Annotated in this window: 18 protein-coding genes and 2 pseudogenes; 9 read left to right on the forward strand and 11 right to left on the reverse strand. The window is 72.8% G+C overall.

What is annotated here, in order from left to right:
• Positions 1 to 10 precede the first annotated feature (10 nt).
• From I3F58_RS29715 to I3F58_RS00395, 4 genes and pseudogenes are all read left to right on the forward strand, one after another.
• On the forward strand, positions 11 to 190 hold the full coding sequence (locus I3F58_RS29715; protein WP_374207876.1) for a Scr1 family TA system antitoxin-like transcriptional regulator: 180 nt from the start codon (positions 11 to 13) through the stop codon (positions 188 to 190).
• Positions 117 to 700 (forward strand): annotated as a pseudogene (locus I3F58_RS00385) (DUF5753 domain-containing protein). The gene I3F58_RS29715 and the pseudogene I3F58_RS00385 overlap by 74 nt, the downstream one beginning before the upstream one ends.
• Positions 618 to 794 (forward strand): DUF397 domain-containing protein, encoded by a 177-nt coding sequence (locus I3F58_RS00390; RefSeq protein WP_240106315.1) that lies wholly within the window; start codon positions 618 to 620, stop codon positions 792 to 794. Before I3F58_RS00385 ends, I3F58_RS00390 begins: the two are co-directional and overlap by 83 nt.
• Positions 795 to 880: 86 nt before the next feature.
• Positions 881 to 1,660, forward strand: coding sequence for an alpha/beta fold hydrolase (locus I3F58_RS00395; protein WP_240106079.1), 780 nt, complete (start codon positions 881 to 883; stop codon positions 1,658 to 1,660).
• A gap of 10 nt (positions 1,661 to 1,670) precedes the next feature.
• On the opposite strand, the gene I3F58_RS00400 is transcribed toward I3F58_RS00395, so the two are convergent.
• Complete coding sequence (locus I3F58_RS00400) at positions 1,671 to 2,009, reverse strand: rhodanese-like domain-containing protein (protein ID WP_240106080.1); 339 nt, start codon at positions 2,007 to 2,009, stop codon at positions 1,671 to 1,673.
• Positions 2,010 to 2,050: 41 nt separating this feature from the next.
• Here I3F58_RS00400 and I3F58_RS00405 point away from each other — a divergent pair, with 41 nt between their 5' ends.
• Entirely contained in the window at positions 2,051 to 2,755 is a 705-nt protein-coding gene (locus I3F58_RS00405) for a TetR/AcrR family transcriptional regulator (RefSeq protein WP_240106081.1), read from the forward strand.
• Positions 2,727 to 2,918 (forward strand): DUF1272 domain-containing protein, encoded by a 192-nt coding sequence (locus tag I3F58_RS00410; RefSeq protein WP_240106082.1) that lies wholly within the window; start codon positions 2,727 to 2,729, stop codon positions 2,916 to 2,918. The genes I3F58_RS00405 and I3F58_RS00410 overlap by 29 nt, the downstream gene beginning before the upstream one ends.
• A 27-nt stretch (positions 2,919 to 2,945) precedes the next feature.
• Here I3F58_RS00410 and I3F58_RS00415 read toward each other — a convergent pair whose 3' ends face one another.
• From I3F58_RS00415 to I3F58_RS00425, 3 genes and pseudogenes are all read right to left on the reverse strand, one after another.
• The gene (locus I3F58_RS00415; protein ID WP_240106083.1) at positions 2,946 to 3,104 is read right to left on the reverse strand and encodes a hypothetical protein; all 159 of its coding nucleotides are present in this window, start codon (positions 3,102 to 3,104) and stop codon (positions 2,946 to 2,948) included.
• A gap of 9 nt (positions 3,105 to 3,113) precedes the next feature.
• Positions 3,114 to 4,748: an IS200/IS605 family accessory protein TnpB-related protein gene (locus I3F58_RS00420; RefSeq protein WP_240106084.1), complete on the reverse strand. Its 1,635-nt coding sequence runs from the start codon at positions 4,746 to 4,748 to the stop codon at positions 3,114 to 3,116.
• A 136-nt stretch (positions 4,749 to 4,884) separates the two neighbouring features.
• Positions 4,885 to 5,088, reverse strand: a pseudogene (locus I3F58_RS00425) (hypothetical protein); the annotation flags it as partial.
• A gap of 73 nt (positions 5,089 to 5,161) precedes the next feature.
• Here I3F58_RS00425 and I3F58_RS00430 point away from each other — a divergent pair.
• Together I3F58_RS00430 and I3F58_RS00435 are read left to right on the forward strand one after the other, a co-directional pair.
• The gene (locus tag I3F58_RS00430; RefSeq protein WP_240106085.1) at positions 5,162 to 5,785 is read left to right on the forward strand and encodes a hypothetical protein; all 624 of its coding nucleotides are present in this window, start codon (positions 5,162 to 5,164) and stop codon (positions 5,783 to 5,785) included.
• 250 nt (positions 5,786 to 6,035) lie between these two features.
• On the forward strand, positions 6,036 to 8,072 hold the full coding sequence (locus tag I3F58_RS00435) for a M4 family metallopeptidase (protein ID WP_240106086.1): 2,037 nt from the start codon (positions 6,036 to 6,038) through the stop codon (positions 8,070 to 8,072).
• A 69-nt stretch (positions 8,073 to 8,141) separates the two neighbouring features.
• Here I3F58_RS00435 and glgP read toward each other — a convergent pair whose 3' ends face one another.
• The 7 genes from glgP to I3F58_RS00470 all read right to left on the reverse strand — a co-directional run bounded on the left by glgP (position 8,142) and on the right by I3F58_RS00470 (position 18,360).
• Complete coding sequence (glgP, locus tag I3F58_RS00440; protein WP_240106087.1) at positions 8,142 to 10,790, reverse strand: alpha-glucan family phosphorylase; 2,649 nt, start codon at positions 10,788 to 10,790, stop codon at positions 8,142 to 8,144.
• Positions 10,791 to 10,927: 137 nt separating this feature from the next.
• A complete protein-coding gene (locus I3F58_RS00445; RefSeq protein WP_240106088.1) occupies positions 10,928 to 12,235 on the reverse strand; it encodes an FAD-dependent monooxygenase in 1,308 nt (435 codons plus the stop codon).
• A 16-nt stretch (positions 12,236 to 12,251) separates the two neighbouring features.
• A complete protein-coding gene (locus I3F58_RS00450; RefSeq protein ID WP_240106089.1) occupies positions 12,252 to 13,412 on the reverse strand; it encodes a monodechloroaminopyrrolnitrin synthase PrnB family protein in 1,161 nt (386 codons plus the stop codon).
• Positions 13,413 to 13,493: 81 nt separating this feature from the next.
• Complete coding sequence (locus I3F58_RS00455) at positions 13,494 to 14,942, reverse strand: MFS transporter (RefSeq protein WP_308354930.1); 1,449 nt, start codon at positions 14,940 to 14,942, stop codon at positions 13,494 to 13,496.
• On the reverse strand, positions 14,939 to 16,384 hold the full coding sequence (locus tag I3F58_RS00460; protein ID WP_240106090.1) for a 4-hydroxyphenylacetate 3-hydroxylase family protein: 1,446 nt from the start codon (positions 16,382 to 16,384) through the stop codon (positions 14,939 to 14,941). Before I3F58_RS00460 ends, I3F58_RS00455 begins: the two co-directional genes overlap by 4 nt.
• Before the next feature lie 235 nt (positions 16,385 to 16,619).
• Positions 16,620 to 17,090 (reverse strand): hypothetical protein, encoded by a 471-nt coding sequence (locus I3F58_RS00465; protein WP_240106091.1) that lies wholly within the window; start codon positions 17,088 to 17,090, stop codon positions 16,620 to 16,622.
• A gap of 316 nt (positions 17,091 to 17,406) precedes the next feature.
• Complete coding sequence (locus I3F58_RS00470) at positions 17,407 to 18,360, reverse strand: AraC family transcriptional regulator (protein WP_240106092.1); 954 nt, start codon at positions 18,358 to 18,360, stop codon at positions 17,407 to 17,409.
• A gap of 117 nt (positions 18,361 to 18,477) precedes the next feature.
• Here I3F58_RS00470 and I3F58_RS00475 point away from each other — a divergent pair, with 117 nt between their 5' ends.
• Positions 18,478 to 19,404, forward strand: a complete 927-nt coding sequence (locus tag I3F58_RS00475; RefSeq protein WP_240106093.1) for an SDR family oxidoreductase — start codon at positions 18,478 to 18,480, stop codon at positions 19,402 to 19,404.
• Positions 19,405 to 19,551: the final 147 nt, after the last annotated feature.

Here is a 19,551-nt window from a genome sequence, read left to right on the forward strand (position 1 = left end):
GTTGCAGGACATGCGGGGGAAGATCGACTGGTACCCGAATGTCGAGCACCCCTACTGGTTCCGGCGACGTGCCCTGATGGACGCGAGGGCCACAGCGATTCGCCTGTACGAGACGCATTTCATGCCCGGCCTGTTGCAGACCGGGGACTACAGTTCGAGCCCAGTTCTCCATGCACGTTGCGGACCTTGAGAAGATCGAAGAGCGGATCAGAGCTCGACTGAGCCGACAGCCCCGCTTCCTGGCTCCTGGCGGCCCACTACTCATGGCAGTCCTGGACGAGAGCTGCCTGCGGAACGTGGTGGGAAGCGCCGCCGTCATGCGCAGCCAATGCGCGCACCTCCTTGACGTGGGCCGGCGCCCCAACATCAGGATCCAGGTGGTTCCGGCCGACCGTCCGGGCTCGGCCTCAAGACCTCCATGTACCTGATTTCGCTTCCGGGCGAACTCGACTGCGTCTACTCGGAGTCCCTCAACGGAGGCCATTTCCTGGACGATCCGCACGTCTACGCCAGGTACAGCCAAGCCTATGATGTGCTCAGGGCTGATGTCCTGTCTGCCCAGGACTCAGCGGCTCTGATCAGAGACGTGATGGAGGGGTACCGGCGCCATGGACTGGATCAAGAGCAGCTCCGGCGGCCCGGACGGCGGCGAGTGCGTGGAAATCGCCCCCGCCGCCCCCGGCGTCGTCCCCGTCCGTGACAGCAAGGCGCCCCACGGCCCCGTCCTCGCCTTCGACCGTGCCGCGTGGGCGTCCTTCGTGAGCGCCGTACAGCGCGGGGGCTTCGACGCCTGACGGCGTAGCTCGCCGTGCGCGTGCAGGAACCGCGGCGGACACTAAGCCCAGGGGGCCGAGGCGTACCGGAGCGAAGGGCCGCGGTGATGGGCACGTACGTGGAACTGCCCGGTGTCAGGACGTGGTACGAGACCGAGGGCTCGGGTGACCCGGTCGTCCTGCTGCACGGGGGTTTCTGCACCAACGAGACATGGGGCCCGCAGCGCGCCGACCTCGCCGCGCGGTTCCGGCTGTTCCTGCCCGAGCGGCGGGGGCACGGCCACACGCCGGACGTGCCGGGGCCGGCCTCGTACCAGGACATGGCCGACGACACCGCCGCGTTCCTGGAGGAGGTGGTCGGCGGTCCCGCCCACCTCGTGGGGTGGAGCGACGGCGGGATCATCGCCCTCCTCGTGGCGTCCGCCCGGCCGGACCTGGTCCGCAAGGCGGTGGTCACGGGCGCCAGCTTCCTGCCCGCCCCCAAGTGCGCCGCGGCGCCGGGGCTGCTCGACCAGATGTCTCCCGACGCCCCGGAGCTGGCGCCGTTCCGGGAGATGTACGCCGCGGTGTCACCGGACGGCGCCGAGCACTGGCCGGTCGTGACGGGCAAGTTGACCGGGATGTTCCGTACGCAGCCGAACATCCCGACGGAGGACCTGGCCCGCATCGGCGCGCCCACGCTCGTCCTCTCCGGGGACGACGACGTGGTCTCGCTGGAGCACACCATCGCCCTGTATCGGGCGGTGCCCGGCTCCGAGCTGGCCGTCGTCCCCGGCACTTCTCACGCGCTGCTCATGGAGAAGCCGGATCTGGTGAACCGGATCATTCTCGACTTCCTCGGCGAGGAGCCGGTCGAGACGATGTACCCGGTGCGCCGCCGCGCCTGAGGCGGGGCGGTCAGGCGGCCGGGGACGCGGACACGACGGGCAGGCCCGCCTCCACCCAGTCCTGGATGCCCTCGCGGTACTTGCGGACGTTGCCGTAGCCGAGCGCGGTGAGCCGGTCGGCGACCTGGCCGCTGTTGCCGCAGGCGGGGTTGGAGCAGTACGTGACGATCGCCGCGTCACGGTCGGGGAGCCGGGTCGCGGCGTGGGCGTCGACCTCGGACGGGGCGAGTTCGACGGCGCCGGGGATGTGCTGCTGCGCGTAGTACGCGCCGCCCAGCGTGTCGACGACGGTCACCGCGCCGGCCTCGATCGCGGCCTTCAGTTCGTCACGGGTGATGAGAGCGGTCATGCCACTACCTCCACATCAGGAAAACGGACTATAGTCCGGTTGTGGCTCACGACAGTAACGGACCGCAGTCCGGTTTTGCAATGCCCGAGGGGGCCGCCCCCCTGGAACTGCTGCGCACTCCACCCCCTCCCAAGGAGCGCGCCCACGCGGCCCGCAACCGCGCCGCCGTGCTGGAGGCCGCCGCCGCGCTGTTCGCGGAGCACGGGGTGGGGGCGGTGTCGATGGACCAGGTGGCCGCGGCGGCCGGGGTCGGAAAGGGCACGCTGTACCGGCGGTTCGGGGACAAGTCCGGGCTGGCCGTGGCACTGCTGGACGCCCGGGAGTGCGCGCTCCAGGAGGCGGTGCTGCACGGGCCGCCGCCGCTGGGGCCCGGCGCAGCGGAGGACGAGAGGCTGGCCGCGTTCGTCGACGCGTATCTGGACTACCTGCTGGAACACCTGGACCTGGTACGGATGTCGGAGACGGCCGCACCCGGGGCCCGCTACCGGATCGGGGCCTACCGGTTCTGGCACCGCCATCTGGCGATCCTGCTGCGGGGCGCGCCCGACCCGGACCACACGGCCCATGCACTGCTCGCCGGGATGGCGGCCGAGCATGTCGCCGCGCTGCTCCCCGAGGTGGGCGAGCAGCGGATCCGCGCCGGGCTGCTGCACCTCGCCCGCGCGTCGCGGCGCGGTTACGATGGGCCGCGGTCAACGGGTGAGCCGGGAGGCGGGCGTGGCACTGGAGATGCGGGACCGGTGTGAGCGGTGCGAGACGGCGGCGCTGCCGCTCGACGCACCCGCGCGGATCTGCTCGTACGAGTGCACGTTCTGCGTTCCGTGCGGCAACGCGATGCAGGATGTCTGCCCCAACTGCGGCGGCGAACTGGTCCCCAGGCCGCGCAGGGCGGCGGCGCCGGTCGCCTGAGGGGCGCCCGGGACCCGTACCGACGCGTCAGCGGAACTCGTGGACGACCTCGATGCGGCCCACGATGTGGGCGTTGAACTCGGCTAATTCCGTTGCCGGGCCCCACAGTTCGAGGATCGTCTCGCTGCCCGCCCGCTGGACCGGGTATCTGGATACGCAGTCCGTGTCGATCTCGAAGCGGGTCACGTACCGTTCCTAAGGACTGAGCGGGAGTGAGTCCTGTTGCCAGGACTCGTGCTCAGCCGAATGCCCCGAACGGTGGTGGGCATTCTGGTCGCCCGCTTTCGCTCCGCGTCCGGGCGGCGCGCATCTTGTGCGTGGTCCGGGGATGCGGGGGCGGGTTTCCTCACACCCTGGGGCAACCGAGCCGGCCTGGGCGGTCCGATGCCCGTAACGATCTCTCTGGTCGTTGCGGGGCGGTGCCGTCCGTCGCCGGATCGGGTGTCCCAGGGCGCGTCTTCCGATCGCCACGGATGCCGCGTCGTGGCGTGTGGGTTTCCTGGTCTTGGTGGTGAGGGGTTTCTGCCAGTGCTGGGCGCCCCAGCGTGAGGTGTAGGCGGGGTTGACGGCGATGACGGTGATGCCGAGTTCGGCCGCCATCGCCACCAGCCGTGCCCGCAGTCCGGCTATGGGCATGCCGGAGATCAGCTTGCGGAACCGCTTGCGCCGTCCGTGCTTCTCCCGCGTCTTGTCCCGAGCGAAGTCGAGGTCCTCGATCGCGACCGACAGCCCGCGTCGGGCGGCCCAGTGCAGCAGACGGATCAGCGCATGCCTCACTTGCGCGTCGCGGTGCTGGGCGGTACCGGACAGGTCGAAGTCGAACCGGCGGGGTGCACCCACCAGGTTGCCGTGGTGGTCGAGGTGCCAGGCGGCGAGGTGGTCGGCGTTGGTGTCGACCCCGATCACCCCACCAGCCCGCGCCGTCTCAAGGGGCACGGTCTTGACGGGTGGGATGGTCCAGGAGGCGGTCAGGTACCAGCGGCCCCGCACCGTGTCTTCGTGGATGCGGTAGGCGACTGCCCGGTTGGCCGTGACGCGGTCGCGCCACTGATCGCCCCGGTGCGGGAACGACACCTTCGTGGCAAGTACGTAGCGGCCGTGCGGGGCGTTGGCCAGGTGGACGAGCGGGGCGGGCAGCTTGATGTTCACCTCACCCTCGGGGGTCACACGGACCGTCTCGTTGCCGAACCGCCTCCCGCTCTCGCCATCGGCCTGGAAGAACCGGCGCCCCGCCTCCCACCGGCGCCGCCACCCCTCCTCGCTGCGCTGGGCCGCCTGAAGGTTGTGGCGGGTGTTGAGCAGTCGCCTGCCGCCGCGAACCACGTGCACGACTCCGGCCTCACGGTCGGTCCGTGCTGCTTCGAGCCGGTCGCCAAGCACGTGCAGGCGCCGGGACTTGGCGAACCACTCCTGGCGGGTGCGGTAACCGCCCGGCGACCGCTTCGTCCCCTTCTCCCCGACCGGCAGGGACAGGCGGTGCGCGAGCGTGCGCACCCCCGCCTCCAGGCCCTGGATGTGCACGAGCTGACCCCGCCGGGCCAGCGCCCATTGGTCATGGGTGGCCTTGGTGATCGCCCCGGCCCACCGCGACGACGACTCCTGCGTCAACGCCCGCTTGCGCTCCGCCCACTGGCCGGTGTCGTGGTCCGTACCGGCGGCACAGCGCACCTTCAGGTCACGCGAGGCGAGCGACCCGAGATGGTCTCCCACCAGGCGCAACACCTCGGCGTCCCCGGCCGTCAGACCCTTCAAGCGGTCACGCACCGCCACCCCGGACGGCCCGAGCACGACGAACGGCGCCGCCACCACCCGCAGCACCTCACCACCCACCCCGCACCCCCTCTCGCACGCGAACCCGACAGCCGGACACCTGTATCAACGCACCACACGCCTACAGGTGACGCCCCACCACACCCCACCTCACCCAACACACGCATACGCGCACTCAGTACCCAACACCTCACAACCCCACCCCGCCGTGCTTCACGTTCCAGTCGCGCGCGATGCGGATCGCGTAGTCCTCGTTCAGGAACGGGTAGAAGATCGGCTGCTCCGGCAGCCGGGGCGGCCAGGCCCGCCGGTCGGCGGCGCGGACGAGGGCCGGCTCCTCGGGGCCCGTGGGGCGCCAGAGTGTGGCGGTCGTCGTCGGTGTGCCGTTCGCGCTGGTCATGTCCCTTACCGTAATCAGCGGCCGACACCTACGACCAGCCGTTTTGTCCCGCCCTGAAGGAGTGTGACGTCCTGTGGCCCTCGCGCCATACCGCCTCGTCTGGATCTCCCTGTGGGTGGAGGCGCCGCCCTCGGAGGGTGCGGGGTTCACCTCGTTCTTCCGGGACGCGCTCGCCGTATACGGGGAGGCCGAGATGTCCGCGCCGGAGTGGTCGGAGCGGCGGCCCGGGTGGCTGCGGTTCGGGCTGGAGGTCACGCCCCACGGGTCCACCGCCGCGTGCCTGCGGGAGCTGGGGTTCCGGTTCGACGAGACCGGCGGGTGGGAGTGGCCCGGGGACGGCGGCGCCTTCCTCCACCCCGCCGTCCGCCCCGGCAACGTGACGGCGGGCGAGGAGGAGGCCGCCGCCCCTCCCCGGTACCGCACCGGCGACGTCGTGCGGGTCGGGGACTGCGCCGAGGCGCGGGAGGAGGGGCTGGTCGGGGCGGAGGTGGCTGTCAGCAGCTCGCACTACCTGGACCCGGACGCCCCGCCCGCGCACCGCGCCTGGGACTGCATGGTGCACCGGCTCAACAGCGACGAGCTGGAGCTGTGCCCCTTCCTGCCTGAGGACGCGCTGACGCCGACCGGGCGACGGGTCGAGCTGTACGGCGGCACGACGATCACCGTCAGCGCGGACGGCGCGGTACTGCACACGTAACCGCCCGAGCAAGTAACCGTCCGGTTAACGGAAATGGCATTTCGGGCAACGAACGAAATCCGGCCAAGTTGTTGACGCGGTCCTGACAGGACTCGCCCTCCGGTGTCACTCTTCCTGCGTTCTTCCTCTGTTCTTCGCGCGTACTCCGCACGACCGCACGGGAGTTCGCGCGAACTGCTCCGCCGCACTTCTTTGCACCACCCGGGGGCACACCCAGCCCCCGGCGACCCCCCTCGCAAAAGGAGTCCGCGTGAGATCCACGCCAACCCGTCGCGCGACCGCCACCGGAGCGCTCGTGGCGGCTGCCGCCATGCTCGCCGTGGGCGTCCAGACCGGCACCGCCACAGCCGACGACGCCCGGCTCGCCGCACCCCGCGGACAGGCCGTCGGCCAGGCCGACCCCGGCTCCCTGCCGGCCAAGCTCTCCCCCGCCCAGCGCACCGCGCTGATCAAGGCCGCCGACGCGTCCAAGGACAGGACGGCGAAGGAACTCGGCCTCGGCACCAAGGAGAAGCTGGTCGTCCGCGACGTCGTCCAGGACCGCGACGGCACCACCCACACCCGCTACGAGCGGACCTACGACGGACTGCCCGTCCTCGGCGGCGACCTCGTCGTCTCCGCCGACCGCGCGGGTCAGCGGGAAGGCGTCGCCAAGGCGTCCCGGGCGGCCCTCAAGAGCGTCGACACCCGCGCCGGCCTCGCCCCGGCCGCCGCCGAGAAGCAGGCGCTCTCCGCGGCCAGGTCCGAGGGCTCCAAGGCCACGAAGCCCGAGCGGGCCCCGCGCAAGGTCGTCTGGATGGCCGAGGGCACACCCACCCTCGCCTACGAGACGGTCGTCGGCGGCCTCCAGCACGACGGCACGCCCAACGAGCTGCACGTCGTCACCGACGCCCGCACCGGCGAGAAGCTGTACGAGTGGCAGGCCGTCCACAACGGCACCGGCAACACCATGTACAGCGGCACGGTCACGCTGGGCACCGCCCAGTCCGGGTCCTCGTACACGCTCACCGACACCGGCCGCGGCAACCACAAGACGTACAACCTCAACCGCGGCACGTCCGGCACCGGCAGCCTCTTCTCCGGCTCCGACGACACCTGGGGCAACGGCTCCCCGTCCAACCTGGAGACCGCCGGCGCCGACGCCCACTACGGCGCGGCCCTCACCTGGGACTACTACAAGAACGTCCACGGGCGCTCCGGCATCCGCGGCGACGGCGTGGGGGCGTACTCCCGGGTCCACTACGGCAACAACTACGTCAACGCGTTCTGGCAGGACAGCTGCTTCTGCATGACGTACGGCGACGGCTCCAACAACAGCAAGCCGCTGACGTCCATCGACGTGGCCGCCCACGAGATGACCCACGGCCTGACCTCGGTGACCGCCGGGCTGCGCTACAGCGGCGAGTCGGGCGGCCTGAACGAGGCCACGTCCGACATCTTCGCCGCCGCCGTCGAGTTCTACGGGAACAACTCCCAGGACAAGGGCGACTACCTGGTCGGCGAGAAGATCGACATCCGCGGCAACGGCACCCCGCTGCGCTACATGGACAAGCCGAGCCGCGACGGCAACTCCAAGGACTACTGGTACTCCGGCATCGGCAACGTCGACGTGCACTACTCGTCTGGGCCGGCGAACCACTGGTACTACATGCTGTCCGAGGGCTCCGGCAAGAAGACGGTCAACGGCGTCGACTACGACTCCCCGACCTCCGACGGGTTGCCCGTCACCGGCATCGGCCGCGACAAGGCGTCGCTGATCTGGTTCAAGGCGCTCACCACCAAGTTCACCACCACCACGAACTACGCGGGCGCCCGGGAGGGCACGGTCGCGGTCGCCACCGAGCTGTACGGCGCCAACAGCGCCGAGGTGCAGGCCGTCCAGCATGCCTGGGCCGGGGTCAACGTCGGCTCCCGCCCCGGTGGCGGCGACCCGGGTGACGGGAAGGTCTTCGAGAACGGCACCGACGTGAACATCCCCGACCTGGGGACCGCCACGTCCACCGTCGACGTCACCGGCATCAGCGGCAAGGCGCCGTCGGACCTCAAGGTCGGCGTGGACATCGTCCACACCTGGCGCGGTGACCTGGTCGTCGACCTGGTCGGCCCGTCCGGCAGGGAGTTCCGCCTCAAGAACTCCAGCGGCGGCGACTCGGCGGACAACGTCAAGGAGACGTACACCGTCAACGCGTCCTCCGAGAACGCGAACGGCACCTGGACGCTGCGGGTGCGGGACACGGCCCGGTGGGACACCGGCTACATCAACAGCTTCAAGCTGACGTTCCCGTAAGCCGGGAGACAGGCCGCGAGGGCCGGAGGGGCTGACATCGGCCCCTCCGGCCCTCGCGCCCGTCCCGGGCTACCGCATCAGCACCCCCGCCCCCTCCCCCGCCGACTCCGCCGGCAGTGCCACCAGCCCCAGGTCCGCCCCCGACGCCAGCAGGTGGTGCGCGGGCAGCACCCGTACGGTGTAGCCGAACGGCCCCGTACGGTCCAGGTTCAGCGGCCCCTCGTACACCCACCGGCCCTGCTGGTCGGGCCCCGCACCGCCGCCCGACGGCTTCAGCGGGACCGCCCGCCCGTCGGCCAGCGCGTCGTGCGCGTCGACCCGGCCCGCCACCGCCTGCACCTCCACGTCCTCCGGCGTCAGGTCGCCCAGCGTCACCCGCACCCGCAGAGCCAGCGTCGAGCCCAGTTCGGCCACGTCACCGGCCTCGTCCGCCTCCACATGGTCCACGGCCACCCCGGGCCAGGCGGCCCGCACGCGGGACTTCCACCCGGCCAGCTCGTGCGCCGCGTCCAGGTCCAGCGACCGGTGGGCGAGCGCCGCCGGGGTGTACAGCCGCTCCACGTACTCCCGCACCATCCGACCCGCGAGCACCTTCGGCCCCAGGGACGTCAGGGTGCGGCGGACCATCCCGATCCAGCGCTCCGGCAGTCCGCTCGCCCCGCCCCGGTCGTAGAAGCGCGGCGCGACCCGCTGCTCGATCAGCTCGTAGAGGGCGTTCGCCTCCAGCTCGTCGCGCCGGTCCTCGTCGGTGGCCGCCCCGTCGGCGGTGGGGATGGCCCAGCCGAAGTCCGGGTCGTACCACTCGTCCCACCAGCCGTCCCGCACGGACAGGTTGAGGCAGCCGTTGAGTGCGGCCTTCATGCCGCTGGTGCCGCAGGCCTCCAGGGGGCGCAGCGGGTTGTTGAGCCAGACGTCGCAGCCGGGGTACAGCTTCTGCGCCATGGCCATGCCGTAGTCGGGCAGGAAGACGATCCGGTGGCGGACGCGCGGGTCGTCCGCGAACCTGACCATCTCCCGCACCAGCCGCTTGCCGCCGTCGTCGGCGGGGTGTGCCTTTCCGGCGACGACGATCTGCACGGGCCGCTCCGGGTGCAGCAGCATCTCGCGCAGCCGGTCGCGGTCACGGAGCATCAGAGTGAGCCGCTTGTAGGAGGGGACACGCCGGGCGAAGCCGATGGTGAGGACGTCCGGGTCCAGGACGTGTTCGGTCCAGCCGAGTTCGGCGGCTCCGGCGCCGCGCTCCCGCCAGGAGGCCCGCAGCCGGGCCCGGACCTCGTGGACCAGCTGCTCGCGCAGCTCGCGGCGGCACTCCCAGATCGCGGAGTCGTCGATGTCCGCCACGGCGTCCCAGCGGTTGGAGCCGCCGACGCTGAGGGCGTCCTCGGCACGCTGGGTGCCGATGCGGCGGGCGCCCAGCCGGAACACCTCGGGGGCGACCCAGGTGGGGGCGTGGACGCCGTTGGTGATGGAGGTGATGGGCACCTCCTCGGGCTCGAAGCCCGGCCACAGGCCCGCGAACATCGAACGGCTCACCGCGCCGTGCAGGGTGGACACGCCGTTCGCCCGCTGCGCCAGGCGCAGGCCCATGACGGCCATGTTGAAGAGGTTCGGCTCACCGCCGGGGTAGGTCTCGCGGCCGAGCTGCAGGATCCGGCCGACGTCCAGGCCGGGCAGTTCGGCGCCGGGCCCGAAGTGCCGGGCGACGAGGTCGCGGTCGAAGCGGTCGATACCGGCCGCGACGGGGGTGTGCGTGGTGAACACCGTCCCGGCGCGCACGGCCTCCAGGGCCGCGTCGAAGCCGGTTCCGTCGTCGGTGAGTTCACGGATGCGTTCCAGGCCGAGGAACCCGGCGTGGCCCTCGTTTGTGTGGAACACCTCGGGCGCGGGGTGGCCGGTGAGCGCGCAGTACGCGCGGACCGCCCGGACACCTCCTATTCCCAGGAGCATCTCCTGGAGCAGCCGGTGCTCGCTGCCGCCGCCGTACAGCCGGTCGGTGACGTTCCGTTCGCCCGGCCCGTTCTCCTCCACGTCCGAGTCGAGGAGCAGCAGCGGGACCCTCCCCACCTGCGCCTCCCACAGGTGGGCGTGCAGGGCCCGCCCGCCGGGCAGCGCGAGGGAGATCCGTACGGGGCTGCCGTCGGGGCGGCGCAGCAGGGTGACGGGCAGCTCGTTCGGGTCGAGCAGCGGGTAGTGCTCCTGCTGCCAGCCGTCACGGGAGAGGGACTGGCGGAAGTAGCCGTGCCGGTAGAGCAGGCCGACGCCGACGAGGGGGACGCCGAGGTCGCTGGCCGCCTTGAGGTGGTCGCCGGCGAGGATGCCGAGGCCGCCGGAGTACTGCGGCAGGGCGGCGGTGATGCCGAACTCGGGCGAGAAGTAGGCGATGGCGGCCGGGGGTTCGGCGCCCGGCTCGGCCTCCTCCCGCCGGTTCTGGTACCAGCGGCGGCCCCGCAGGTAGTCGTCGAGGTCGTCGGCGGCGGCGGTCAGGCGGCGCAGGAAACGCCGGTCCCTGGCCAGCTCCGCGAGCCGGGCGGCCGGGACGGAGCCGAGGAGCCGCACGGGGTCGCCCCCGGCGGCGCGCCAGCCCTCGGGGTCGACGGTCTGGAACAGTTCGCGGGTCTCGGCATGCCAGGACCAGCGCAGGTTGCGGGCGAGATCACTGAGCGGACGCAGGGCGTCGGGCAGGACGGGGCGGACGGTGAATCGACGGATGGCCTTCACGTGTTCCACCTTCGCAGGGAGTACGTACGTACAGTGGCGGACACACCACGGTATGCGTCCGCCCTCCTGCTCCGACCGTAGTGCCACGGCGCCGCGCGCGGCCATGGCGCGCGGCGCACGTGGCACTGGGGGCGCGCTCAGGGGCGCACGGCCTCCGGTATGTCGTACGGGGAGCCCTGGTTGACGGTATCCGGGTCGTTGGCGGTGGCCGTGGCGTACCGGGCGGCGATGGCGCGCAGCTCGTCGGGTGGGATGACCTGGCCGATGTCGCTGAACCCTCCGGGGGCCCGCTGGTGGGCGAGGGTGATGACGGCCTCGGGTCCCTGCCTCCGGTTGGCCAGCTGGAGCTCGCTCATGGCGGGACGGCGCTCCTTCTCGTACGCGGCGAGGGCGTCCTCCGGGTCGCGGTGGACGGCCAGGGCGTGAGCGAGGGCGCGGGCGTCGAGGACGGACTGTGTCGCGCCGTTGGAGCCGACCGGGTACATGGCGTGGGCGGCGTCCCCGATGAGGGTGGTACGGCCGTCGGTCCAGCGGGGCAGGGGGTCGCGGTCCACCATGGGGTATTCGTACGCGCCGTCGGCCGCGCGCAGCACCTCCGGGACACTGACCCCGCCGAACTCCCAGCCCTCGAAGTGGCCGAGGAACCGGCTGACCGGCACAGGCCGGTTCCAGTCCCCGAGGAACCGCTCGTCGACCGCTTCGGCGGGCACGGCCAGCGCCCAGTTGACGAGGATCTCGGGGCGCCGCAGGGACGGCTCGGTCATCGGGTAGACGACGGCGCGCCGCCGGTCGTCGCCCGCGATGAGCATGAACGAGCCGGTGCGGCGGGCGTCCATGCGGGACACGCCGCGCCAGACCAGCATGCCGTTCCAGGGCGGTTCGCCCTCGTCGGGGTGGAGGGCGGCGCGGACGGCGGAGCGGATGCCGTCGGCGCCGACCAGCACGTCCGGTTCGAGGGTGGCGACGCTGCGGGTGGCGCCGTCACGGTGCTCCAGCCGGACGCGGGGCCGGGCGCCGGGCCCGCGCTGCTGTTCGACGCCGGTGACGCGGACGCCGGTCACCAGGGCCTCGGGACCGAGGCGTTCCCGTACGGCGTCGGACAGGACGCGCTGGAGGTGGGCGCGGTGGACGGACAGCTGCGGCCAGTGGTGACCGGCGCGCAGCCCGCGCTCCTCGCGGGTGATGAGGGTGCCGCAGCGATGGTAGTAGCGCAGCTCCCGGGTGCGTACGGCGTCGGTCTCCAGGTGGTCGAGCAGCCCGAGCGCGTCGAGCTCGCGTACCGCGTTCGGCATCAGGTTCAGCCCGGCGCCGACCTCCCGCAGCTCGGCCGCGGCCTCGACGACGGTGACGCGGCCGAACCCGGCGGCGTGCAGGGCGAGCGCGGCGGTGAGCCCGGCGACGCCGCCGCCGGCGACCAGGATGTCGGGGGTGGTGGGGTGAGTCATGTCCGGTCGCTCCCCTTCAGGCGGCCGGGGTGCGCGGGGCGCCCCGGTCCGGCAGGGCGCACCGGACGAGCGTCTCGTTGTCCCGGGTCAGGTCCAGCACGGTGCGCAGCAGGGCGACGGGCGCGCCGCCGCTTCCCGCGTCGTACAGCCGCAGGTCGTCGCTGTAGGCCTTGCGGGCGATGCCGAAGTGGCGGGCGCGGAAGGTCTTGAGGAGCCGCAGCACCCGGGCCAGGGACACGGCGGAGGCGGTGAGCTGCGGCGGCGTCCGGTGTGCGCCCTCCCAGCTGAGGGCGGCTGACAGCTTGCCCACGGCGGACACGCCGCCGCGGTGCGCCGCGTGGAAGGCGCGCCAGGCCGGGAGTCCGTACGGGAGGGACTCGGCCAGGAACGCGTCGTAGGCGGGGTCGGAGCGGTCGCTCTGCCACAGCGCCAGGTCGACGAGCCACAGCGGCACCTGCGCGGCGGCCGGGCCGAGGTAGTCCCGCCCGTCGACGCCGACCTCCTCGAAGTACGGGCGCAGGGTGCGGGCGAAGAACTCGGGCGTGACATGGGCGACGGTGAAGTCGATGGAGTCGACCACGGCCTGGACGTGCTGTGCGATGCGGTCCAGGGCGGGGGCGAACCCGGGGTCGTACGGTTCGAGGCGGGCGACCTCGGCGCAGGTGTCCAGGGCGGCGACCAGACTGGGGAACACCATGCGGACCGCGTTCTGGAGGTGGTACTCCATGGGCGTGGCGGTGTAGCTGCGGCAGCGGTCGCCGGGCGGGTTCCAGGTGGTGTAGTGATGCACGGTGTCGCGGGGCACCATGTCGGTGCGGCGGCCCAGCTCGCGCAGGACGGGCAGGACGGCGGGGACGGCCGCGACGGGTTCGGTGCCGTGCCGCTTCAGGGAGCCGAGCAGCAGCCCGAGATCACGCATGGCGGCCAGGCACTCGACGACGTCCCACCGGGCGACCAGGTCCGGTTCGGGGACGAGGGCGCGCAGCGCGACGGTGAGCGCGGGCACGTCGGCGTCCCGGTTCATGGCGGGCACGGCGGCGAGCAGGGCGTCGGCGCCCAGCGGGTCGGCGGCGCGTATCCGGTGGACGCGGTAGCGGGGGTCGGGGGCGGTGCGGGTGTGGTCGCCGGTGCCGGTCCTGATGCCGGTGCCGGGCTCGACAAGGTCGTACAGAGTCAACGCGGGGCCCCTCTCGGGCAGTGTGAGATGACGTGTGACGCGGTTGTCGCCCGGTGGGGGCGCCCCGGAGGCGCCGGGCGGTCACCGCGGGTCGCCCACCACCCGGTCCTCGCGCGGGGTCGCCGCGGGTCCGAGGGCAGGGGAGGGCGGGCGCAGCCGCAGGGAGAGCAGCGCGGCTGACGCCGCGAAGGCGGCACCGACGAGCAGCGCCGCACGGAAGCCGGTGGTCTGGGCGGGCGCGGTCGCGTCGGTCCCGGTCACGGCGTCGGCGACGGCGACGAGGACGGCGAGCCCGAGGACGGAGCCGAACTGCTGGCTGGTGTTGACCAGTCCGGAGGCCAGCCCGGTCTCCTCGGGCGCGGCCTCCGCCGTGGCGGCCACGTTGGTGGTGACCACGACGAGGGGCAGGGCGACGCCGAGGACGAGGCTGGGCGCGAGGACGGTGCCGGAGAACGTGCCGTCGGCGCTCAGCCCGAGGGCGAGCCACAGCATGCCGCCGCAGAGCAGGGCGAACCCGAGGGTGGTGGTACGGGGAAGGCCGAGCCGCCCGATGAGCCGCCCGGTCTGCGGGGCGACGGCGACGACGGCCAGCGACAGCGGCAGCAGCCCGAGTCCGCCGCCGAGCGGCGTGTACCCGAGGACGCTCTGCAAATAAAGGCTGACGAGGAAGAACATCGGGAAGAGGGCCGTCTGGGCGAGGGCACTCAGCCCGTTGGCGAGCCGCAGGTTACGGCGCTTCGCGAGGGCGGGCGGCACGAGGGGCCGGGCGACGGGGGTCCCCCCTGCCCGGCCGAGGCGGAGGGCTTGCGGCCGGGTCTCCAGAACGGCGAAGAGGCCCAGGAGGGCGAGTCCGGCGGCGCCCGCCAGGAGGCTGCGGTCGACCAGGGCGTACGCGACGAGGCCGAGACCGCCGGTGGCGGTGACCGCGCCGCCGAGGTCGAAACCGGCTACGGGGGCGCGGCGCCCCGGTCCGAGCAGCCGCAGGGCGGCGGGCGCCATGAGGAGGACCAGCCCGACGTTGAGCCAGAAGGTGGACCGCCAGCCGAGCAGATCGGTCAGCACGCCGCCCATGACGGTCCCGGAGACGCCCCCGAGCCCGCCCATGGCGGCGAAGACACCGAGGGCCCGGTGCCGCCCGCTTCCCTCGGGAAACAGCAGCAGCAACAGCGCGAACGCCGAAGCGGCGGCCAGCGCTGCGCCGGCTCCCTGAACGGCACGGGCCGCGACGAGCACCCCGGCCGACTGGGCGAGCGCCCCGACCGCGGAGGCGCCCCCGAGCAGGGAGAGCCCCCCGGCGAACAGCCGCCGGTGCCCTAAGAGATCGGCCGCCCGCCCGGCGAGCAGCAACAACCCGCCGAAGGCGATCAGATAGGCGTTGGCGACCCAGGACAGGGCGGCAGACCCCACCCCGAGGTCGTCCCCGATCGAGTGGAGAGCGACATTGACGATGGCGGTGTCCATGATGAGCAGCAGCTGTGTGGAGGCGAGCAGGGCGAGCGCCCACCCGCCCCCGCGCCGTTCGCCGCTCACCGCTTCTCCGGCCGACCGGTCGGCCCGTACCCGTCCAGGCAGTCCCGGACGAGCCGCTCGCAACTCGCGCCGTCCCCCTCCCACGCCTGCTGCATGAGATAGACGTGCGGGGCACCGTGATAGAAGCGCTCGTACTGCTCGTGGCGAGCCGCGAACTCGGACCCGAGGGCGTCCCAGGCGAGCTTGAGGAGCTTCACGCGCGCGTCGGCGGGACTGTCGGGCGTCCGGACGTAGGCCCGCAGCAGCGGACCGAGGTCGGGGTGCAGCAGGTCCGCGCCCGAAGAAGGCAGTTGCAGCAGACCGCCGCCACCCAGTGCCTTGACCTCCTGCACGGCCTGCGGGTAGAGCTCCCCGGCCATGATGCGCTGGGCGTAGGTGATGTCCCTGCCGGGCGCGACGCCCCCGCGCCCCTCGTCGACGCTCTCGTACGACGCCTCGGCGGCCAGCACGAACGCCTTGGCCTGAGCGACCCGCCCGAGCATCCGCCCGATGGCCTGCGTGACGGGCGGAAGCTCGTACGTGCCGCTGCTCTTGGCGAGCAGGATGGCGATCCCGGTCAGGAACTCCAGCTTGGTCCAGAAGCGGGTGGCGCCCTGGTGGACGAGGTTCAGGAAGGCGGGACTGTGCCACCAGACCCGGAAGGTGGAACCGACATCGCGGTAGGTGAGGACCCGCTCCCACGGCACGAACACGTCATCGCACACGAGCAGGGCGTCGTTCTCGTCGAACCGGGCGGACAGCGGACTGTCGAAGACGCTCCGTGCCCGGCCCTCGTAGGAGGTGCGGGAAACGAGCGAGACACCGGCGGCGGCGACGGGCAGCGCGAAGGTGACGGCCCGGTCGGCATCGCCTTCCCCCAGCGGCTCGATCGTGCCGACGACGATCTCGTCCGCGAAGACGGCGGCGGTGCCGATCATCTTGGCGCCGCGCACCACGATGCCGCCGTCCTTCTCCCCCACGACCCGCAGGGTCCGCTCGTCGTCCGGGGTCTGCCGGCCGGGCGGATTGGTCAGGGTGAAGGCGCCGTACAGCCCGCCCTCCCCGAGCCGCCGGTGCAGCGCGAGCCCGGCCCCGGTCCCGTCGTAGGCACCACCGGCGAGCACCCCGGGCACGGCCGCGAACCCGGCGGCCGCCGCGGCCATGCAGTCGGGCGTGCGCCCGAGGAATCCGTAGCCCGCCTCGGCCCAGACCTTGTGTGCGGCGCGGCGGGCGACGAGGTCCTCGTAGGAGCGCGGCACGATCCCGGCCCGGTGGACGCCGTCGCGGGTGAGGACGGGACGGTGCGCGGAGTCGTGCGCGAGGTCGTGGAGGTGCGCGAGGGACGCGGCGGTGTTGCGGAAGCCGGGGTGCACGGTGACGTCCGCGACGCGCTCGCCGTCGAGCCATATCTCGCGCCCGTCGCGCAACGCCTGCAGGTACTCCTGACCGGACCGGGTCACCATGTCTCCTCTGGAGGAACGTCTGTGCGCCGTCCCAGAGCCTGTACGGCGGTACGTGAGCAGAGCAATGAACGACCGTCCAGCAGCACTTAAGAACCGGCCAGCATCCCGCCCCCGTCAGGCGGTTCCAGACCGGCGGGCAGTGGCGGGGGACACCGTGGCGGTCCGGCGCCTCGCGCCGCGGCGACCTGGTCCGGGGACCGCGCGCGGGCCGCCCGACCGGTCACGATCTGCGCGTCTAGCCGTAGGGGTTGAGTGCCCGGAAGCGGACGGTGTCGCTGCGACGGTCGAACCACAGGCCGGCGGAGCGGCCGCTGCCGTCGCGGTCGAGCTCGGGTGACCGGATCCACCGGGGGTTCTCCGGCCCCTCGCCCCTGAGCGGCTTCTCGAACCACGAGGAGAAGTCGTCGGCCGGCCCCTCGGAGACGAACGCGTGGGCCGCCGTCAGCTCGGCGAGTCTCCCCGGTGCCAGCCGGGCGAAGCCCGAGATCACCAGCTCCGGCGACGGCAGGCCCCGATCGTTGTCCCGGCTGCTGACCCACTTGGCGTCGGTGAGCGGGCCCAGCAGCGGGAACGCGCGCTCCAGCGGTGCGGTGTCGGTGCGCCAGTCCTCGCCCGCCCCGTTCGCCGCCTGACGCAGGGTCCACCAGGCGGGCAGGACCGCCAGCCCCGCCCCTGTCCCGATGCCGATCAGCTTCCGTCGCTCCAACGAGATCCCCCCCGTGCCTGACTCCGGGGCACCCTATCCGGCTCGGGCACTTCACCAGGACCACCTGTCGGTCACAACCGGTTGCCCGCCCCGGGCGACGGAACCGGGTCCGCGTCGCGGGGACCGGCACCCCGCTGCGGGCGCGCCTCCCCCAGCGTCCGGCGGTGCACTGCGGCTGGACGGGGGCGGGTGGGCGCGAGAGCCGGGGGCCGCGCCCCCGGGGGTGCCTGGGCGGGACGGCCGGTCGGGGTGCCCTGGTGCATCGGGGCCGGCCGGTCCGGGGCGGGTCTCCGGCAGCAGGGCGGGTCGCGCCGCCCTACGCGGCGCTCGTGGCGTGGGTGCGGTATTCGCCGGGAGTCTGGCCGAACCACTTGCGGAAGGCGAGGTGGAAGCCGACCGCGCTCTGGTAGCCGACGCGCTGGGGGACGGCGGACTGGGGGAGGGTCGTCTCACACAGCAGCCGCGCCGCCTCCTGCATGCGGCGGCCCGTCAGGTGGCGGGCCGGGGCCTCCCCCACCAGGTCGCGGAAGGCCGCCGTGAAGGCCGAGCGGGACATGCCTACCTCACGGGCGAGGGACTCGATCGTCCAGGGCTCCGCGAATCGCGTCGCGATCATGACCAGGGCCCGGCTGATCGCCGGGTGGCGGAGGACCGGGAGTCCCGAGGAGTTCTCGGTGAGGTCGCGAAGGAGCGGGCGCAGGGCCAGGACCAGGGCCATCTCGAAGGCCCGCAGGTGTATCAGGCGGTCGCCCGGACCCGTCGGGCGGTCGGGGGACGCCAGCAGCGTGAGGGTGTCCCGGAGCAGCGGCTCGCGGTCCACCTGCGCCCCGTCCAGGACCAGCACCCAGGGCAGGGCCTGGTACAGGCCGGTCGCCGCGCTGGCGTCGTAGTGCAGGCCCGCGCACAGCAGGCGGCTCTCCTCGCCCTGGCCACCGATGTGGATCTCTCCCGAGGTTCCCGGCTCGCGCTCGGGCAGCACCGCCTTCAGCGGCACGCCCTGCCGGTCCGGGCGGTCCGACAGACGGTGTGCCACGCCCGTGGGGAACACCGCCAGGTCCCCGGCCCGCAGCTGCTGCGGCGGCTGGTCCGTGCCGGTGATCCAGCAACTGCCCTGCACGACGTAGTGGAGCACCGCGCAGCTCTGCTCCGCGTCCCCCTCGATGGCCCATGGTGCCCGCATGTGCCAGCGACTGTCGAACACCCCGGTCAGCCGCAGGGGTTTCAGCAGTTCGCTCAGAAGGTCGTCGCCGTCGCTCCGCGTGGTGTCCATGGACGATCCTTCAACCCCCGCCCCGGTTTGTTAATTGATCGGCCGAAGCCGCCGCCGCCAGCCTGAACCTGCCGGATTGGCAGCATCAGACACCCTATCGAAGGGCCGTTCATCCCCATGTCCGATCACATCCCGATGCGCGTCGCCGTCGTCGGCGCGACCGGTTTCCAGGGCGGAGCCGTCGCCCGTCTCCTGGCCGGGCGCGGTCACCGCGTCCGCACCCTCACCCGGCGCCCCGAGGCGGACCGGCCGCCGCTGCCCGGGATCGCCTGCGCCACCGGCGACCTGGGCCGGGCGCAGGACGTGCGGGCCCTGTTCGAGGGCGCCACGCACGCCGCCGTGGTGATGCCGCTCGTATACGACGAGCAGCGCGTCGTGACCTACGCGCGCAACCTCGCGGACGCGGCCCGGGACGCGGGGCTGCGGCGGCTCGTGTACAACGCCAACACGCGGATTCCCTCGACGGACAGCGGTGTCGCCGCGTTCGAGACACGGCGGCTCGCGGAGGAGGTGCTACGGGAGAGTGGTGTGCCCCTTGCGGTGGTGCGGCCTCCGGTGTATCTCGACAACCTGTTCAGCCCCTGGAACGGGCCCGCGCTGGTCGACGAGGGCGTGCTCGCCTACCCGCTGCCCGCACACACGCCCGTGGCGTGGCTGTCGCACGAGGACCTGGCTGAGGCGGTGTACGGGGCGCTCACCGTGGACGGCGCGGAGGGGCGCACGTTCGACGTGGGAGGCGCGCGGACGCTGACGGGCGACGAGTTGGCGGGGGCCTTCCAGCGCGGCCTGAACCGCTCCGTACGGTATGTGCCGCTGGATCCGGCGGTGTTCGAACGGACCCTGGCCGGAGTGCTGGGCGCCGCCGCGGCGGCCGGAGTGGCGGGGCTCTACCACCACATGGCGGGGGACGCGGACCCGCTGCTGATGGCGGGCGACGACGGGACCTCGGCCGGGGTGCTGTCGCTGAAGCCCGCGCCGGTGGAGGACTGGGTGGCGCGGCGCCCCTGGCAGATGTGGGCGGGCGGGTCGGCTGAGGCGTCCTGACCGGGCCGGCCGCAGGCCCGGGACACACCCGGAATGTGAACCGGCCCCGGATTCCATCGAACGGGGTCGGTTCTCGGCTGTCTGGCCGGAAACCCTACGTGCCGGTAAGTGCGAAACCCCCGGATTGCCCACCCGAGAGGCATGGGA

This window comes from Streptomyces sp. MUM 203J (assembly GCF_022414595.1).
Lineage (GTDB): Bacteria > Actinomycetota > Actinomycetes > Streptomycetales > Streptomycetaceae > Streptomyces.

Bases quoted from the DNA above. Each gene is read 5' to 3' on its own strand.
- I3F58_RS00400 (WP_240106080.1), bottom strand. From the start codon at position 2,009: ATGACCGCTCTCATCACCCGTGACGAACTGAAGGCCGCGATCGAGGCC.
- I3F58_RS00460 (WP_240106090.1), bottom strand. From the start codon at position 16,384: ATGGTGACCCGGTCCGGTCAGGAGTACCTGCAGGCGTTGCGCGACGGG.
- I3F58_RS00395 (WP_240106079.1), top strand. From the start codon at position 881: ATGGGCACGTACGTGGAACTGCCCGGTGTCAGGACGTGGTACGAGACC.
- I3F58_RS00445 (WP_240106088.1), bottom strand. From the start codon at position 12,235: ATGACTCACCCCACCACCCCCGACATCCTGGTCGCCGGCGGCGGCGTC.
- I3F58_RS00470 (WP_240106092.1), bottom strand. From the start codon at position 18,360: ATGGACACCACGCGGAGCGACGGCGACGACCTTCTGAGCGAACTGCTG.
- I3F58_RS29715 (WP_374207876.1), top strand. From the start codon at position 11: ATGCGGGGGAAGATCGACTGGTACCCGAATGTCGAGCACCCCTACTGG.
- I3F58_RS00475 (WP_240106093.1), top strand. From the start codon at position 18,478: ATGTCCGATCACATCCCGATGCGCGTCGCCGTCGTCGGCGCGACCGGT.